The organism is Streptomyces sp. NPDC104096 (assembly GCF_055584385.1).
The window spans coordinates 74,618-91,272 of record NZ_JBVJMD010000014.1 but is presented as its reverse complement, the minus strand read 5'-3'; the positions used below and the strand labels follow the sequence as shown (position 1 = coordinate 91,272).

Below are 16,655 nucleotides of genomic sequence, written 5' to 3'. Positions count from 1 at the left end.
TCTTCCGGCACACAAACTAGCGGTGATAGTTTTTGTGCGCCAGACGCCGCTCGCCCAGGATGCCGCAGCGGCCTCATTCCTCCAGGTCCGGCAGGCGGTCCGGGGCCGGGCAGATCCGGTCGCCGTACTGGTCGAACACGAACAGATGGGCCAGGTCGACCAGGAGCGGGACGTGCATACCGTGCCGGAGGTCGAAGTCCGGGGTGGTGCGCACGACGAGATCGCCGGGCAGGCGCCCGTCCGGCGGGGTCACCGCGGCACCCTGCGGCACGGAGTCGGGGGAGAAGAAGCCGCGGGAGACGGAGCCGTGCGGCTCGGGGTCGTCCGCGGCGAGGACGGGTCCGGCCCGCAGGGATCCCGCCCGCCCGCGCAGGCGGTCCAGGACCGTTCCCTCACGGCGTCTGCGGCGGGTCGGCCGGACGGCGGGGCGCGGAGCCTCCAGATCGGGTACGACGGCGGGCCGCGACCCGGTGTCGAAGTGGACCAGCACCTCGTGCCCCTGGAACTCGACGTGCTCCACCAGTCCGGTGATCGCCACCTCGCCGGGCCGGGCGTCGGCGCGCGTGGCGATCCGTACCGCCTCCGAGCGCAGCCCGACGATCACCTCGCGGCCCTGCTGCACCCGCAGCAACTGGTGGTCCAGGCAAAGGGGTTCGGGCAGCCGGAGGAACTGCTTGCCGAGACTGACGGTCATCGCCCCGTCGAGCGGCGCGCGGACCAGGCCGCGCAGCAGATTGATGCGGGGGGTGCCGATGAAGGCGGCCACGAAGACGTTGCGGGGCAGCGCGTAGACCGAGCGCGGGGTGTCGACCTGCTGGAGCACCCCGCCGCGCAGCACGGCGACCCGGTCGCCGAGCGACATGGCCTCGGCCTGGTCGTGGGTGACGTAGACCGTGGTGACGCCCAACTCCCGGGTGAGCTTGGAGATCTCCGCCCGCAGGTGGTTGCGGAGCTTCGCGTCGAGGTTGGACAGCGGCTCGTCCATCAGGAACACCGCCGGGTGCCGGGCGATGGCCCGGCCCATGGCGACCCGCTGGCGCTCCCCGCCGGAGAGCTGGCCGGGGAACCGGTCGAGGAGGTCCTCTATGCCCAGCATGCGGGCGGTGGCGTCCACCCGCGGACGGGGGTCCGCGCCGGGCGCCTCGATGCGCAACGGGAAGCCGATGTTGTCCCGGCCGGTCATGCTCGGATAGAGGGCGAAGTTCTGGAAGACCATGGCGATGTCCCGCCCGGACGGCGGCAGGTCGTTGCCGTGCTCGCCGTCCAGGAGCAGCACGCCCTCGTCGATGTCCTCCAGGCCGGCGATCATTCTGAGCACCGTGGACTTGCCGCAGCCGGAGGGGCCGAGCAGGACCAGGAACTCACCCGGCGCGATGTCCAGCGAGAGCCGGTCCACCACCCGGACGCCTCGCGTGTAGGCCTTGCTCACGTCGTGCAGGGAGATGGCGCGTGTCATGAAGGTGTCCCTGGGGGCTCACTGGGGCGCTGGTGCTCCGCGGTCGATTGTCCCGTGCGGGTCGTACGGGGCTGTGAGTCACGGAAGTTAACGGACCGTGCCCGGCAGGGGGAAGAGACCTGACGCGATCGGGGTGATCCGTCCACAGGGTGAGAAAGCGGACGATCGCGTTCAGCAGGGAGTCGCAAGACGTTCGGCGGGGAGCCGCAGGTCCGGGACGGAAAGCGGCCCGCCCCCACCGACCGGGCGGGGGCGGGCAGATCGCCGGTCGGCCGCCGTCAGACCGGGGCGACCTCGACCGGGAAGCCGTTGAGGACCGCGTTGCCCGAGAGCGGGTCGAGCAGGGTGCCGTCGAGGAGCTGGTTGACGTTGACGCCGGGGTCGGTGGCGGCGTGGGCGAGGCGGGTACCGGGCCGGTCGTGGCCCCAGCCGTGCGGCAGGCTCACCACCCCGGTGCGCACGCCGTCCGTGATCTCCGCCCGGGCGGTCACCTCGCCTCCGGCGCCCTTGACGCGCAACGGCTCCCCGTCCCGTACGCCCAGCCGTTCGGCGTCCTCGGGGTGGATGTGCAGGGTGCAGCGGTTGGTGCCGCCGGTGAGGGCGGGGACGTTGTGCATCCAGCTGTTGTTGGAGCGCAGATGGCGGCGGCCGACCAGGACCAGTCCGTCGGCCCGCTCGCCGAGGGCCCGCCGCAGCCGCGGCAGGTCGACGGCGACGGGTTCCGGCAGCAGCTCGATCCGCCCGCTCCTGGTCTTCAGCGGCTGCGGCAGCCGGGGGCGCAGCGGTCCGAGGTCGATGCCGTGCGGGTGGTCCAGCAGCCGCTTCAGGCCCAGTCCTTCGGGCCGGGCGCCGAAGCCGTCGCCGTAGGGGCCCAGGCGCAGCATCATGTCCAGCCGTCGTTCGGGCCCGGTGTCGCCGGTGAGCGCGGCGGCCAGCTCGCGCGGGTCGCGGCCGTGCACCGGGGAGCCGGGGTCCTTGACCGCCTTGGCCAGGGTCTGGTCGACGACGAGCGCGTCGACGGCGGCGGGGTCCGCGCCGTGCATGCCGGTCACGGCGAGGGTGAGCCGGGCCAGGATCTCGGTCTCGGCCATCCGGCCGGGTTCGAGGGGGACCGCGGGGCGGGTGTAGCGGACCTGGTTGCGTACCGCGAGGGTGTTGAAGGCGAAGTCGTGGTGCGGGCTCTGCGAGGGCGGGGGCGGCGGCAGTACGACGTCGGCGTGGCGGGAGGTCTCGTTGAGGTAGGGGTCGACGCTGACCATGAAGTCCAGCGAGTCCAGGGCCTTGTCGAGCCGGTCGCCGTCGGGCGCGGAGAGCACGGGGTTGGCGGCGACGGCGATCAGCGCCCGGACGGGCTCGCCCTCGGCGGTGGCGGTGTCGATCTCCTCGGCGAGCGCGGAGAGCGGCAACTCCCCCTTCGCCTCGGGGTGCCGGCTGACCCGGGAGTGCCAGCGCCCGAGCGCGAAGCCGTGTCCGGGGCCGGCCGGGCGGGGCGTGCGGTCGGTGGCGGCCTGCGGGAAGAGGGCGCCGCCGGGGCGGTCGAGGTTGCCGGTGAGGATGTTGAGGACGTCGACGAGCCAGCTGGCCAGGGTGCCGTGCGGGACCGTGCAGCTGCCGATGCGGCCGTACACGGCGGCGGTGGGGGCGGCGGCGAGCTCCCGGGCGAGCGCGCGGATGACGGCGGCCTCGACGTCACAGGACCCCGCGACCGCCTCGGGGGTGAAGTCCTGTATAGCCGTGCGGAGTTCCGGGACGCCCTGGACGTGGGGCGCGAGCCGCCCGAGGTCGACGAGGTCCTCCTCGAAGAGGACGTGCGCCATCGCCGCGAGCAGCAGGGCGTCGGTGCCCGGCCGGATCGCGAGGTGCCGGTCGGCGAGCTTGGCGGTGCGGGTGCGGCGCGGGTCGACGACGGTGAGGGTGCCGCCGCGGGCCTTGAGCGCCTTGAGCCTGCCGGGGAAGTCGGGGGCGGTGCACAGGCTCCCGTTGGACTCCAGCGGGTTGGCGCCCAGGAGCAGCAGGTGGTCGGTGTGGTCCAGGTCGGGTACGGGGATGGCGTTGGCGTCGCCGTACAGCAGTCCGCTGGAGACGTGCTTGGGCATCTGGTCGACCGTGGAGGCGGTGAACAGGCTGCGGGTGCCGAGGCCGGCGATCAGGACGGGCGGGTAGAGGGCGCCGGCCATGGTGTGGACGTTGGGGTTGCCGAGGACGACGCCGACGGCGTGCGGGCCGTACCGCTCCACGACGGGCCGGATCCCGGCCGCGACCGCGTCGAACGCCTCCTCCCAGGTGGCCTCGCGCAGCTCGCCGTCCCGGCGGACGAGCGGGGTGCGCAGCCGGTCGGGGTCGCCGTCGACGGCCCCGAAGGAGGCCCCCTTGGGGCAGATGAACCCGCGGCTGAACACGTCGTCGCGATCGCCGCGGGCCCCGGTCACCCGGGTGCCCTCGATGGTCAGGGTCAGGCCGCAGGTGGCCTCGCACAGGGGGCAGATGCGCAGAGCGGTGCGGGACACGGGTCCTCCCGGAGGGTGGCGGCGACGGTGACGCACGCGGGTGCCGCCGAGCATACCGACCGGTATGCATGAGCGGGAGGGCCTTGAGCCGTCGGTCCAGGACCGCGGACGGTCCGCCGGGCTGCCGGTCCGGCGACCTCACCAGCTCCTCGGGCCGTCGGTCCAGCACCCCCGGCAGACCCTCGGGCCGTCAGTCCAGCACCCGTCCCAGATAGGCCCGCAGCAGTTCCCGCGCCTCCGCGATGATCTTCTCGTCGCCCTCCGGGTCCATCCGGAAGGCGAGGTGGACCAGGGTGTCGGCGGTCTCCACCGCGATCAGGAAGGTGCGGCGCAGGTCGTCGTCCGGGGTGCGGCCCAGATAGTCCGAGAGCAGGTCGGTGAGCCGGTCGGCCACCCGGTGGTTGGGTTCGGCGTCGCGGGCGCCGACCGGGATCTGGTTGCCGAAGTCGACGAGCGTGAAGCCGGGCGCGGTGTGCTTCATGGCCAGGTACTCGTCCAGTACGGCGTCCACGGCCGCGCGCCAGTCGCCCCGCTCCGCCCCCGTCAGCCGCCGGGTGACGCGCTCGGAGTAGCGTTCGAGGTTGCGCTGGGCCAGGGCGTCGGCCATCTGGCGCTTGTTGCCGAAGAAGCGGTAGACGGAACCGATGGGGACACCCGCGCGCTGGGCGACGGCACGGGTGCTCAGGTCGTCGTAGCCGACCTCGTCGAGGAGATCGGCGCAGGCGTCGAGGATCCTGGTCAGCCGTTCGGCGCTGCGGCGCTGCACGGGCGCACGGCGCAGCGAGGTCGCGTGGGGCACGGGTTTCATGATGCCTCTCCGCCGGGGTCCGGTGAACGTCGCCCCCCTGTACGCAGATTGGTGCCCTGTGCACTCATCCCGGCCGGGCCGCCGTCGGGCCGACGGCACCCGGCAAAGCCGCCCCGGCCGACGGCACCGGTGTCCACGGCGGTCCGCGCGAAGGCGCCGGGCACGCCGAGAAGGTCGCATCCGTCCGACATGCCCCGGAGCGTAGAGCACCGCCCCGCGGCACGGATCCCCCGGCGTCGCCCCGTACGCGACCCGGCGTCCGCCGCCCCCGGGAGGGAAGTGGGTCCCGGGTCCCCCTTGCGCGCGGGAAACCGCAATCCTACGGTGTCCCATAGGATTGAGGTTGCAAGGGAGCGATCATGAGCGGGGACGCACGGAAGACCGCCGAAGGGCTGACCTATCTCTCCGGTTTCGGCAACGAGCACAGCTCCGAGGCCGAGCCGGGAGCACTGCCCGAGGGCCGCAACTCGCCGCAGCGCGCCCCTCTGGGCCTGTACGCGGAACAGCTCAGCGGTACGGCGTTCACCGAGCCCAGAGCCCACAACCGCCGCTCCTGGCTGTACCGGATCCACCCCTCGGCGGCCCACCCGGCGTTCGTCCGCACCGACAACGGCGCGCTGCGGACCGGCCCGTTCACCGAGACCCCGCCCGACCCCAACCGGCTGCGCTGGAACCCGCTGCCGGCTCCCGCGGAGGGCACCGACTTCCTGGCGGGCCTGTGGACCCTCGGCGGCAACGGCGACGCGACCCAGCGCGCCGGCATGGCCGTGCACCTCTACCACGCCGACTCCTCCATGGACCGCGTCTTCGGCGACGCCGACGGCGAACTGCTGATCGTCCCGGAGCGCGGCGGGCTGCTGCTGCACACGGAGTTCGGCAGGCTGCACGCCGAGCCCGGACACATGGCGCTGATCCCGCGCGGTGTCCGCTTCCGGGTGGAGCTCCTGGACGCCACCGCCCGCGGTTACGTCTGCGAGAACTACGGCGCCCCCTTCCGCCTGCCCGACCTCGGCCCGATCGGCGCCAACGGGCTCGCCAACGCCCGTGACTTCCGGGCGCCGACCGCCGCGTACGAGGACGTCGAGGGGCCGGTGGAGGTGGTGAACAAGTTCTGCGGCAACCTCTGGACGGCCGTCTACGACCACTCGCCGCTCGACGTGGTGGCCTGGCACGGCAACTACGTGCCGTACGTGTACGACCTGCGCCGCTTCAACGTGATCGGCTCGATCTCCTACGACCACCCGGACCCGTCGATCTTCACGGTGCTGACCTCGCCGTCGGACACCCCGGGCCTGGCGGGCGTCGACTTCGTGGTGTTCGCGCCGCGCTGGCTGGTGGGCGAGGACACCTTCCGGCCGCCGTACTTCCACCGCAACGTGATGAGCGAGTACATGGGGCTCGTCGAGGGCGCGTACGACGCCAAGGCGGAGGGTTTCGTGCCGGGCGGCGGCTCGCTGCACAACATGATGTCGGCCCACGGTCCGGACCGGGAGACGTTCGACCGGGCGAGCGCCGCCGAACTGCGTCCGCAGAAGATCGACGACGGACTGGCCTTCATGTTCGAGACCCGCTGGCCGCTCACCCTCACCCCGCAGGCGGCGCGGGCGGAACACCTCCAGCAGCGCTACGACGACGTCTGGCAGGGCCTCGAACGTCACTTCCGCCCGTTGCACTGACCGGTCCCGACAGGTACGGATAGCCCGTGACCTCCTTCGCCCCGGACTCGATCGTCCTGAACCGCAAGCTGCCGCTGTGGTACCAGGTGTCGCAGTCGCTCCGCGCCTCCATACTCGGCCGTTCGCCCCACGACCCGCTACGGCTGCCCACCGAGGAGCAGTTGGCGGGGCACTACGGCGTGAGCGTGCTGACCATGCGGCAGGCGCTGAAGGAGCTGGAGGACGAGGGGCTCATCTCCCGGCACCGCAGGCGGGGGACGTTCATCGAGCCGGACGCGCTGCGCAGCACGCCGGTGCGGCTGCTGGGCTCGGTGGACGCGATCGTGGCCCAGCAGTCCGGCATGACGACCGAACTGCTGGAGCACGGACCGGCGCCGGTGCCGGCCGAACTCGCCGAGTTCTTCCCCGGACTGGCGCGGGTGGCGGGCTACCACCGGCTGCGCAGCGACGAGAAGACCGGCGAGCCGACCAACCACGCCCGCAACTGGGTCCGTCCGGATCTGGCCGAACGCATCGATCCGGCGGACCTGGTGCGCTGGCCGATGACGAAGGTGCTGCGGGACGTGGTGGGCGCGGACATCAGCCGCATCACGGACACCGTGGAGGCGCGGCTCGCGGACCCGGAGACGGCGCGGCTGCTCCAGGTCCCGCTGCTCAGCCCGATCCTGCACTACACGGGCATCACCTACGACCCGGCCGGGCGGCCGCTGGACGTGGCGGTCATCCACTACCGGGGCGACCGCTTCTCCTTCACGGTGACGCTCGACGCCACCTGACCCGCGCCGCCCCGGCCCGTCGTACGATGCCCAGCGTGACGCCCGACGACGCTCCGCCGCTGGCGGACCTCATGCCGTGGTCCGTCGCACCGCCGCGGCTCGGCCGGAGGTGGCCGACGGCCCCCGACCCGGCGTCCCTGAAGGCACGCTGGGACACGCTGATGAAGGCCGAGGGGGCCGACCGGGAGGCGCTGTTCGAGCCGACGCGCTCGCGCACCCTGCACTCGGCGGTGGGCGGACTGCCCGGCCAGACCAGCGGCACCCAGCGGCTGGCCCGCGCCTCGGGCCCGTGCCCGGAGCCGGTGCGCGTCCTGCACGCGCCCTTCGACGAGCAGTGGCTGATCCCCGACCACCGCCTGCTCGACGCGGCCCGGCCCGAGTTGTGGCGGGTGAGCGACGAGCGGCAGATCCTCCTCGTGGAGGGCGTCGAGGGCCCCGGTCCGCGCCTGCTCGCCACCTCCCTGGTGCCCCTGCTGCGCCCCGGCCGGGTCCGGCCCCTCTACCGCCGGCCCGGCGGCACGGAACCGAACCTGGCCCCCGGCCTGCTGGAGCATCTGGCCGGCCGGCTCGGCCATCTCCCCACCCCCGAGGACTTCCTGTCCTGGACCCTGGCGGCGGTCCGCGCCGACCTCACCGTGCCGCTCACCGGGGACGCCGGGCTCTGGTCCCGGGGCGTCGAACTGGGCCGCCGCGCGCTGTGGCTGATGCGCCGCGACGGCGACCGCCCCAAACTCCCCGGCGGTCGCCGCCCCTACGTCCGCGCCCCGCTCCCCACCCGGCCCCTGGACGTCCGCTACGACCGGGACGAGGAGACCCTGCACCTCGACGAGGGCCGGATCTCCCCGGTGCCGCCGCAGGCGTGGGACTTCGAGGCGGCCGGGGTCAGGGTGCTGGAACAGTGGATCGCGACCAGGACGGCCGAGGGCGAACCGGGCTCCCTGGCGGCGATCCGTCCGGCGGCCTGGCTCCAGACGTGGACGTCGGAACTGCTGGAACTGATCACGGTCCTCGCCCTGTCGGCGGAACTGGAGCCGCGGCGGGCGGAACTGGAGCCGCTGCGCCCGGTCCCGGCCGCCGAACTGCGCGCGGCGGGGGTCCTGCCGGTACCGGAGGCGGCCCGCCGTCCGGCGACGGTCCTGGACCACCACGAGGAGGGCCCCGAGGGGCAGTTCGCCCTCGTCTGAGCCGGTTGCCCGCTTCCCCCACCGGCCATCGGGCGGCAGCCGCGTCCGACCGGAGGTGAGCCGGTACACGTGCCTGCGGGCATGACAACAGGGCGGGCGCAGGACATGATCCAGCGCATGAGGCCACTTCCCCCGCCCCTGGAGGGCATCACCGTCGTCGCCGTCGAGCAGGCCGTCGCGGCCCCCTTCGCCACCCGGCAGCTCGCCGATCTCGGCGCCCGGGTCATCAAGGTGGAGCGGATCGACGGCGGCGACTTCGCCCGGGGCTACGACACCGCCGCCGGCGGCCTCGCCTCGCACTTCGTGTGGTGCAACCGCGGCAAGGAGTCGATCGCCCTGGACCTCAAGGACGAGCGGGGCCTGGACGTCGTACGGCGGCTGGTCGCGGACGCGGACGTGTTCGTGCAGAACCTGGCGCAGGGGGCCGCCGCCCGGCTCGGCCTGGACGCGGCCACCCTGTGCGCGGCCCATCCGCGGCTGATCGCCGTCGACATCTCGGGCTACGGGGCGTCCGGTCCGTACGCGGACAAGCGGGCGTACGACATGCTGGTGCAGTGCGAGGCCGGGCTGGTGTCGGTGACGGGGACGCCGGAGCAGCCGGTGAAGGCGGGGATCCCGGCGGCCGACATCGCGGCGGCCATGTACGCGTTCTCCGGGGTGCTGGCGGCGCTGGTGCGGCGGGGCGCCACGGGGCGCGGCGGGCCGGTGGAGGTGTCGATGCTGGAGGCGCTCGCGGAGTGGATGGGGCATCCGCTGCACCACGCGATGCACGGGGGCACTCCCCCGGCGCGCACCGGGCTCGCACACGCCGTCATCGCACCCTACGACTCCTACCCGACGGCGGACGGCGGACGGGTGCTGCTGTCGGTGCAGAACGACCGGGAGTGGCGACGGCTGGCCGAACAGGTGCTCGGGCAGCCGGAGTTGGGGGCGGATCCGGCGTATGCCACGAACGCCGCCCGGGTCGCGAACCGGGGCGGCACGGACGCGCACGTGGCGAAGGCGCTGGGCACGCTGGACGCCGACGAGGCCGTCGCGCGGCTGGAGGCGGCGGGCATCGCGTGCGCGCGACTGAGGAACCTGCACGAGGTGGCGGAGCATCCGCAGCTGGCTGCTCGGGAGCGGTGGCGGGAGGTGGGGACGCCGGTCGGGCCGCTGCGGACACTGCTGCCACCGATCACACTGCCGGGCGGGACGGAGGCGGACCTGGGGGACGTGCCCGCGCTCGGGGAGCACACCGAGGCACTGCTGCGCGCCGTGGGGATGACGGACGAGCTGATCGCAGCGCTGCGCCGGGACGGTGTGGCCGCCTGAGCGCGGGCCTCAGTTCCCGCCGAACAGGGAACGGCTCAGCCGACGCAGCGGCGCGAAGAGCGAGACACGACGGACGCGGGCAACCCTGCTGGCCTTGTCGGGCTGAGTGCTGCGTGCCGTCAGTTCGAGCATGAGCGAAGTCGCCTCGACCGTCTCCCGCTGCGGTATGGCGGGCCCCGCCAGCACCGACAGATGACGGTCGAGGCGCGAACTTGTCGCGCTGCTCCCGCAGGTGATCGCAGGGACCCTCGCCCTGCTGCGCACTGTTATCTGTTCCATGTCACTCCCCACCCGTACGAGTCCACCCAGCTCGGGCAGAGTAACCCTATCGCCCCCATGGGGCACTCGTGTATCGCAGGCACAGGATTCACCTGTTTCGCAAGGGGGTTGACGGTTACTCTCCGAATCCGAGCGATTTCAGGGCGAGTTGGACAACCGGCTGGGTAGTGGGTTGCGCGGAGCCCCCGTCGGGCTCGACGGTGACAGCGAGTGACGTGGCGGATTTGTCGAGACCGGATGTGACCAGGGGCGTGTCGCCGTCGAAGAGGCCGAGGGAGCGCGGCTGCCCGGCGGGGCTCATGGCCCAGAGCTGGTGCACGTGCCCGCTCGTCAGACCGTCGTATCCGCTCAGGGTGACGATCGCCCGTCCCTGCGAGACGGAGGCGATCACGCCGATACTGCGCCCCTGGGCGTCCCGGTCGGTGGTCGCGCGGGTGTCCGGGGCGGCGAGCACCCGTGCGATCTCTCGCGACTGGGCCCGCTCGGCGTCCAACCGGTCCTGGGCCTGGCCGGCCTGGACGGCGAAGAGCGAGGCGACGACGAGGGCCGCGGCGGCCGTCGCCGTGGCGAACGGCACGAACAGCGGGCGTGGCCGGGACGCCCGGACGCGGGCGGGCGGCGGCCGGGTCCCCCAGACGTGCGGCGGCAGTTGGGCCGTCACCCGCTCCGGCTCCGGAGCGGACATCTGCGGAGTCGTCCGTACGGCGGCCAGGACCCGGTCGCGCATCGCGGCCGGCGGCGGGGCTGCGGTGGACCAGGCCAGCCGGACGGCGTCCTCGGACAGGGCGCGGACCTCGGCGGCGCACATCTCGCAGCCGTCGAGGTGCCGTTCGAAGCGCAGTCGCTCGGCGGGCTCCAGGGCGTCGAGGGCGTAGGGGGCGGCGAGCGAGTGCAGGTCCTCGCGTCGCAGCAGTCGGTCGAGGACGCTCATGCGACGCCTCCCAGGCATTTGCGCAGGCTGGTGAGTCCGTCGCGCATACGGGTCTTGACCGTGCCCAGCGGGAGCGCGAGCCGCTCGGCCACTTCACGGTAGGTGTATCCGTCGTAATAGGCGAGAGTGACGGACTGGCGTTGCAGGGCGGTCAGCCGGTCCAGGCAGCGGCGCACCCACTCGCGCTCCAGGCCCGCCTCGACCTCCTCGGTGACCTGGTCGAAGGCGGGGTGGTGGGCGCGTCGCGCCTCACGCTGCTCGCGTTCGCCGGCTGCCCGGACGCTGCGCACCCGGTCGACGGCGCGGCGGTGGGCGAGGGTGAGTATCCAGGACAGCGCGCTGCCCCGGCCGGGGTCGAAGCGGGCGGCGGAGCGCCACAGTTCGAGCAGCACCTCCTGGGACACCTCCTCCGACTGCGCGGGATCGCGCACCACGCGCCGCACGAGCCCGAACACCGGCCCGGACACCAGTGCGTACAGATCCTCGAATGCCTTCTGGTCGCCACCCGCCACGAGCACCAGCAACTCGTCCGCCTCCACGCGGTTCCCCTCTCCCCGGCCACAGCCGGCCCGTCCCGTCACACCAGGCATTCGCAACGAACACACCTCCGGATGGGGTTACGGATCAGGGTGCCCGAAACGCGGGTGGAGCAGGGAGAAAAGAAATTTCCCGATCGACCAATCCGATCGGTGCCCCCGCGCCGTATACCCGTCCGTCAAGCAAGTTGGACTGAGGACGGACGGCATGACACCTATCTCCAGGACCGGTACGGGACGCCGAGGCGTCGCGGCCCTCATATGCGCTGCGCTGGCCGCCGGGGGGCTCACAGCCGCCGGTGTGGCCCTGCTGGAGCCCGGGGCGGCCTCCGCCTCCAGCCACCGCGAGGCACCGTTGATCTCCGGGACCCCCCAGTACGACAACACGGACGTGTACGCCTTCGTGAGCCCGGACAAGCCGGACACGACGACGATCATCGCGAACTGGATCCCCTTCGAGGAGCCGGCCGGCGGACCGAACTTCTACACGTTCGCGGACGACGCCCAGTACGACCTCCACATCGACAACGACGGTGACGCGCAGGGCGACCTGCTCTTCCGCTACACCTTCAAGACGCATGTGAAGAACAAGAAGACGTTCCTCTACAACACGGGCGCCGTCGAGAGCCTCGACGACCCCGACCTCAACATCACGCAGTCCTACGACATCGACCTGATCCGGCTGAAGAAGCAGCACCAGGTGTCGAAGACGAGGATCGCGCACGATGTCCCGGTCGCGCCGTCGAACGTGGGCAAGGCGTCGATGCCGGACTACGGCAAGCTGCGCTACCAGGCGATCCACAAGCTCTCCAGCGGCGCGCAGACGTTCGCCGGGCAGGCCGACGACCCGTTCTTCCTGGACCTGCGGGTCTTCGACCTCCTCTACGGCGGGAACCTGTCCGAGGTCGGCCGGGACACCCTCAAGGGCTACAACGTCAACTCGATCGCCCTCCAGATCCCGAACAAGATGATCACGGAGTCGGCCCACCAGCCGATCGTGGGCGTCTGGTCGACGACCCAGCGCAGGACCGCGGGCGGCTACTACACGCAGGTGTCGCGCCTGGGCAACCCGCTGGTCAACGAGGTCGTCAACCCGCAGAAGGACAAGGACAAGTTCAACGCGTCCTCGCCCTGGCAGGACGCGCAGTTCCTGAAGAACGTCACCAACCCCGAGCTGCCGAAGCTCATCGAGGGGATCTACAAGATCAAGGCGCCGGCCGAGCCGCGCAACGACCTGGTCGACGTCTTCCTGAAGGGCGTCAAGGGCCTCAACCAGCCGCCGTACGTGAAGCCGGCCGAGGAACTGCGCCTGAACACCTCGATCAAGCCGACCGCGTCCCCCAAGCGGCTGGGCGTGCTGGACGGCGACAACGCGGGCTTCCCGAACGGCCGTCGGCTCACCGACGACGTGATCGACGCCGCCCTCCAGGTCGTCGAGGGCGAACTGGTCGGTTCCAAGAACGACCTGGGCGACGCGGTCGACGCCAACGACAAGAAGTTCGGGCACTCCTTCCCCTACCTGGCCAACCCGACCGAGGGCTCGCGCGGCGCGCTCGCCAAGGGCACGACCAGCGGCACGGACGTGCGCAGCCAGCTCGGTGACGCGCTCCAGCCGGCCGGCACCTCGGGCAGCGGCACCGACACCACCCTGATCGCCGCCTCCGCGGCCTCGGGCGCGGCCGGTGTCCTGCTGATCGGCACGGGTCTGGCCTGGTGGCGCCGCCGCTCGCAGCGGCCCTACTAGACCGCACCCCCACAGACCGGCGCGGCCCGCACCTCTCCACACCCCCCACGGTGCGGGCCGCGTCGCCCCACGCGACGACCGAGGAGAGGGCATGTCCCCGCGCACGAACGACAACGCACCGCAGAGGGAGTCCGTCCCGCCCTCCGCCTCGCCGGAGCCGGACGGGACCGGGACCGTCGCCGCTCCCGCCGAGGACGCCTCTCCCACGGACACTTCGCCCAGGGACACTTCGCCCGCAGACGCTTCCCATCCAGGCGCCTCTCCCGCAGACGCCTCTCCCGCAGACGCATCGCCCACGGACGCTCCGCCCACGGACGCATCGCCCACGGACGTCCGCGTCGCCGCTCTGCGGCGCGTCGCCGATGCCGGGCGGCGCTGGCGCGTCGGCCAACTCGCCGCCTGTGCATCTCTGTTGGCGGTGGCGCTGACCGCCGGGTCCATCGCGGTGAGCGCGGTGCGGGACAGCCGACCGGTCGCCGTCGCCGCGCCCGCGGCGGTGTCTCCCGCCCTGCTGGGCAGCGGCGACCTGAACGCGGGCATCACCGCACTCCAGGCCCATCTTCGCGCCCAGCCACGGGACTTCGGCAGCTGGGCGACGCTCGGGCTGGCCTATGTCGAGCAGGCGCGCACCCAGGGCGATCCCTCCCGCTACCCGCAGGCCGAGCAGGCGTTCACCCGCTCGCTCGCCCTGGCACCGGACAACGACCCGGCCCTCGCCGGCCGCGCCGCCCTCGCCGCCGCCCGCCACGACTTCAAGAACGCCCTGGCCTACGCCGACCGGGCGCTGAAGCAGAACCCCTACAGCGAACGCGCCCTGTGCTCCCGCATCGACGCGCTCGTCGAACTCGGCCGGTACGAAGAGGCGCAGCAGGCGGCCGACCTCGCCGACGCCCGGCACCCCGGCGTCCCCGTCTTCACCCGGTACGCGTACGTCCACGAACTGCGCGGTGACGTGGCCACGGCCCGCCGGGTCCTGCGGCAGGCGCTGGACACCGCGACCTCCCCGGGCGACGTGGCGTACGTCTCCAGTCAGCTCGGCCAACTCGCCTGGAACCAGGGCGACGACAAGTCGGCACTCGACTACTACGCCCGCGCGCTCGGCGCCGACGAGAACTACCTCCCCGCCCTGGAGGGCCGGGCCCGCGCCCAGGCCGCGAGCGGCGACCGGGCGGACGCGATCACCGGAATGGAGAACGTCGTCTCCCGGTACCCGCTGCCCGGCCCGCTCGTCGAACTCGGCGAACTGTACGAGGCCCGTGGCGCCGACGGCGACCGGGCGAAGGCCGGCGACCAGTACGCCCTGGTGGACGCCTGGATCGCGCTCGCCCGCGCCAACGGTGTCGACGCCGACCTCGACACCGCGCTCGCCGCGGCCGAGCACGGCGACGCCAAGGCCGCGCTGCGCGCCGCCCGCGCCGAGTGGGCCCGTCGGCACACCGTGCACACCGCGGACGCACTCGCCTGGGCCCTGCACGTCAACGGGCGGGACGCCGAGGCCCTCACGCACGCCCGCGAGGCCACCGCGACCGGCTACCGCAACGCCTCCTTCCTCTACCACCGCGGGATGATCGAGCTGGCCACCGGACATCCGGAGGACGCCCGCACCCACCTGACCGCCGCGCTGAAGCTGAACCCCGGCTTCTCCCCGCTCGGAGCCCGCGCGGCCCGCGAGGCGCTGAAGTCCCTGGAGGCGGCCCGGTGAGGCTCCGTCGCCCGTTCGCCTCCGTCACGGCCGTCCTCATGGCCGCCTGCGCACTCGCGCTCGTCCCCGCCGCGTCCGCCGGCGCCCACCCGCTCGGCAACTTCACCGTCAACCGTTACGACGGCCTGGTCGCCGCCCCCGGTCGGCTCCGCGTGGACCACGTCGAGGACCTGGCCGAGATCCCGGCCACCCAGGCCGGTCCGGCCCTGCGACGGCTGGGCACCGCCGAGTGGGCCCGGCAGCGCTGTGCGAAGGCCGCCGAGGAAAGCCGGGTCACCGTCGACGGGCACGCCGTCGCCCTCACGGTCGGCAGCAGCCAGGCGCGGCTCCGGCCCGGCCAGGCGGGACTGCACACCCTGCGGGTCGAATGCCGCCTGACGGCCGCGCTGCCCGAGGGCCGGCCGGTCACGCTCGGCTTCCACAGCGCGGGCGCCTCCACCGGCCCCGGCTGGCGGGAGATCACCGCCCGCGGCGACCGGACCACGCTCACCGCGACGGACGTGCCGAAGAGCTCGGTCTCGCACGAACTGACCAGCTACCCGAAGGAGTTGCTCTCCTCCCCCGCCGACACCGCCACCGCCTCTCTGCGGGTGCGGCCCGGCGGTCCGGCACTGGCCGACGACACGGGACGCGACGCGCCCGCCGCCTCCGTGCTGCCGCGCGGTGCCGACCGCTGGACCCAGGCCCTGGACAACCTGGTCGCGCGTCAGCACCTCACCCTCGGCTTCGCGGCGCTGGCCCTGCTCGTCGCGGTCGTCCTGGGCGCGATGCACGCGCTCGCCCCCGGTCACGGGAAGACCATCATGGCCGCGACGGCCGCGGCCCGTGGCGGCCGGGCCCGCCTCAAGGACGTCCTGCCGCTGGCCGCGTCGGTGACCGTCACCCACACCCTGGGCGTGGTCGCCCTGGGCCTCCTGGTCACGGCCGGCTCGGCCGCGGCGCCCTCGGTGATCGCCTGGCTGGGCCTGGCGAGCGGCGCGCTGGTACTGCTCGCGGGCGTGAGCCTCGTACGCCGGGCCTGGCACAACCGGAACCACGGGCACGGACACGGGCACGGGCACGATCACGGGCACGATCACGGGCATGGCCACGAAGGGGGGCACACGCACACCCACACGCACGAACCGGAGCCCGACAAGACGCCGGAGCGTCCGCTCGCCCTCATCGGCGCCCGTACCGCGACCGTGACCGCGCCTCGCCGGACGCCCCCGCGCCCCGCCGCGCACGGCCATGAGCACGAGCACGACCACGACCACGACCACGACCACGCACACGGGCATCCTCACGACCACGACCACACCCCTGAGCACGACCACGCCCACGCCCACGGTCTCGAACACACCCACAACGGCTTCACCCACACCCACCCCACGGCCCCCACCCTCCGCGGCACGATCCTGCTCGGTTTCGCCGGCGGGCTCGTGCCCAGCCCCTCGGCCGTCGTCGTGCTCGTGGGCGCCGCCGCGCTGGGCCAGGCCTGGTTCGGGCTGCTGCTGGTCGTCGCGTACGGCGTCGGACTCGCGCTCACCCTGACCGCGGCCGGGTTCGCCGTCGTACGGCTGGGTAGCCGTATGACCCGGGTACTGGACGAGGGCCCCCGCTGGACGACCCACCCGGTCGTCGCCGCGCTACGCCGCACCACCCCTCTGTGGTCGGCCCTGGTGGTCGTGCTCCTCGGGGCCGGACTGGTGCTCAAGGGGGCGGCATCCGTTATCGGTTGAGCTATTTTGGGGAGGATGTCC

The 16,655-nt window shown here is 73.1% G+C and carries 13 protein-coding genes; 7 read left to right on the top strand and 6 right to left on the bottom strand.

Annotated features, from left to right (window positions below; genetic code table 11):
- Positions 1-73 precede the first annotated feature (73 nt).
- The 3 genes from ACZ60B_RS17400 to ACZ60B_RS17390 form a co-directional block, all read right to left on the bottom strand.
- Positions 74-1,456 carry an ABC transporter ATP-binding protein gene (locus ACZ60B_RS17400; protein ID WP_469387791.1) on the bottom strand — a complete coding sequence of 461 codons (1,383 nt, stop codon included), beginning with the start codon at positions 1,454-1,456 and terminating at the stop codon, positions 74-76.
- Between the two features lie 278 nt (positions 1,457-1,734).
- Entirely contained in the window at positions 1,735-3,963 is a 2,229-nt protein-coding gene (locus ACZ60B_RS17395) for a molybdopterin oxidoreductase family protein (protein WP_469387790.1), read from the bottom strand.
- 190 nt (positions 3,964-4,153) lie between these two features.
- Positions 4,154-4,771: a TetR/AcrR family transcriptional regulator gene (locus ACZ60B_RS17390; protein ID WP_469387789.1), complete on the bottom strand. Its 618-nt coding sequence runs from the start codon at positions 4,769-4,771 to the stop codon at positions 4,154-4,156.
- 359 nt (positions 4,772-5,130) lie between these two features.
- On the opposite strand from ACZ60B_RS17390, the gene hmgA reads away from it, so the two are divergent.
- The 4 genes from hmgA to ACZ60B_RS17370 all read left to right on the top strand — a co-directional run bounded on the left by hmgA (position 5,131) and on the right by ACZ60B_RS17370 (position 9,721).
- Complete coding sequence (hmgA, locus tag ACZ60B_RS17385) at positions 5,131-6,447, top strand: homogentisate 1,2-dioxygenase (protein ID WP_469387787.1); 1,317 nt, start codon at positions 5,131-5,133, stop codon at positions 6,445-6,447.
- A gap of 26 nt (positions 6,448-6,473) precedes the next feature.
- Positions 6,474-7,223 (top strand): GntR family transcriptional regulator, encoded by a 750-nt coding sequence (locus tag ACZ60B_RS17380; protein WP_469387785.1) that lies wholly within the window; start codon positions 6,474-6,476, stop codon positions 7,221-7,223.
- A gap of 26 nt (positions 7,224-7,249) precedes the next feature.
- Positions 7,250-8,407 (top strand): type ISP restriction/modification enzyme, encoded by a 1,158-nt coding sequence (locus tag ACZ60B_RS17375; protein ID WP_469387782.1) that lies wholly within the window; start codon positions 7,250-7,252, stop codon positions 8,405-8,407.
- A 105-nt stretch (positions 8,408-8,512) separates the two neighbouring features.
- On the top strand, positions 8,513-9,721 hold the full coding sequence (locus ACZ60B_RS17370) for a CaiB/BaiF CoA transferase family protein (RefSeq protein ID WP_469387777.1): 1,209 nt from the start codon (positions 8,513-8,515) through the stop codon (positions 9,719-9,721).
- 9 nt (positions 9,722-9,730) lie between these two features.
- Here the strand turns inward: ACZ60B_RS17370 and ACZ60B_RS17365 are convergent, their stop codons facing one another.
- The 3 genes from ACZ60B_RS17365 to ACZ60B_RS17355 all read right to left on the bottom strand — a co-directional run bounded on the left by ACZ60B_RS17365 (position 9,731) and on the right by ACZ60B_RS17355 (position 11,470).
- Entirely contained in the window at positions 9,731-10,000 is a 270-nt protein-coding gene (locus ACZ60B_RS17365) for a hypothetical protein (protein WP_469387776.1), read from the bottom strand.
- A gap of 115 nt (positions 10,001-10,115) precedes the next feature.
- Positions 10,116-10,931, bottom strand: coding sequence for an anti-sigma factor (locus ACZ60B_RS17360; protein WP_469387774.1), 816 nt, complete (start codon positions 10,929-10,931; stop codon positions 10,116-10,118).
- Positions 10,928-11,470 carry a sigma-70 family RNA polymerase sigma factor gene (locus ACZ60B_RS17355; RefSeq protein WP_469387772.1) on the bottom strand — a complete coding sequence of 181 codons (543 nt, stop codon included), beginning with the start codon at positions 11,468-11,470 and terminating at the stop codon, positions 10,928-10,930. The genes ACZ60B_RS17360 and ACZ60B_RS17355 overlap by 4 nt, the downstream gene beginning before the upstream one ends.
- A 205-nt stretch (positions 11,471-11,675) precedes the next feature.
- On the opposite strand from ACZ60B_RS17355, the gene ACZ60B_RS17350 reads away from it, so the two are divergent.
- The 3 genes from ACZ60B_RS17350 to ACZ60B_RS17340 all read left to right on the top strand — a co-directional run bounded on the left by ACZ60B_RS17350 (position 11,676) and on the right by ACZ60B_RS17340 (position 16,634).
- A complete protein-coding gene (locus tag ACZ60B_RS17350) occupies positions 11,676-13,211 on the top strand; it encodes a DUF4331 domain-containing protein (RefSeq protein WP_469387770.1) in 1,536 nt (511 codons plus the stop codon).
- Positions 13,212-13,302: 91 nt separating this feature from the next.
- On the top strand, positions 13,303-14,913 hold the full coding sequence (locus tag ACZ60B_RS17345) for a tetratricopeptide repeat protein (RefSeq protein WP_469387769.1): 1,611 nt from the start codon (positions 13,303-13,305) through the stop codon (positions 14,911-14,913).
- On the top strand, positions 14,910-16,634 hold the full coding sequence (locus ACZ60B_RS17340; protein WP_469387767.1) for an urease accessory protein UreH domain-containing protein: 1,725 nt from the start codon (positions 14,910-14,912) through the stop codon (positions 16,632-16,634). The genes ACZ60B_RS17345 and ACZ60B_RS17340 overlap by 4 nt, the downstream gene beginning before the upstream one ends.
- Positions 16,635-16,655 lie beyond the last annotated feature (21 nt).

Coding starts and splice junctions, on each gene's coding strand:
- ACZ60B_RS17370 (WP_469387777.1), top strand. CDS start 8,513: ATGATCCAGCGCATGAGGCCACTTCCCCCGCCCCTGGAGGGCATCACC.
- ACZ60B_RS17350 (WP_469387770.1), top strand. CDS start 11,676: ATGACACCTATCTCCAGGACCGGTACGGGACGCCGAGGCGTCGCGGCC.
- ACZ60B_RS17345 (WP_469387769.1), top strand. CDS start 13,303: ATGTCCCCGCGCACGAACGACAACGCACCGCAGAGGGAGTCCGTCCCG.
- ACZ60B_RS17375 (WP_469387782.1), top strand. CDS start 7,250: ATGCCCAGCGTGACGCCCGACGACGCTCCGCCGCTGGCGGACCTCATG.
- ACZ60B_RS17390 (WP_469387789.1), bottom strand. CDS start 4,771: ATGAAACCCGTGCCCCACGCGACCTCGCTGCGCCGTGCGCCCGTGCAG.
- ACZ60B_RS17365 (WP_469387776.1), bottom strand. CDS start 10,000: ATGGAACAGATAACAGTGCGCAGCAGGGCGAGGGTCCCTGCGATCACC.
- hmgA (WP_469387787.1), top strand. CDS start 5,131: ATGAGCGGGGACGCACGGAAGACCGCCGAAGGGCTGACCTATCTCTCC.
- ACZ60B_RS17360 (WP_469387774.1), bottom strand. CDS start 10,931: ATGAGCGTCCTCGACCGACTGCTGCGACGCGAGGACCTGCACTCGCTC.
- ACZ60B_RS17400 (WP_469387791.1), bottom strand. CDS start 1,456: ATGACACGCGCCATCTCCCTGCACGACGTGAGCAAGGCCTACACGCGA.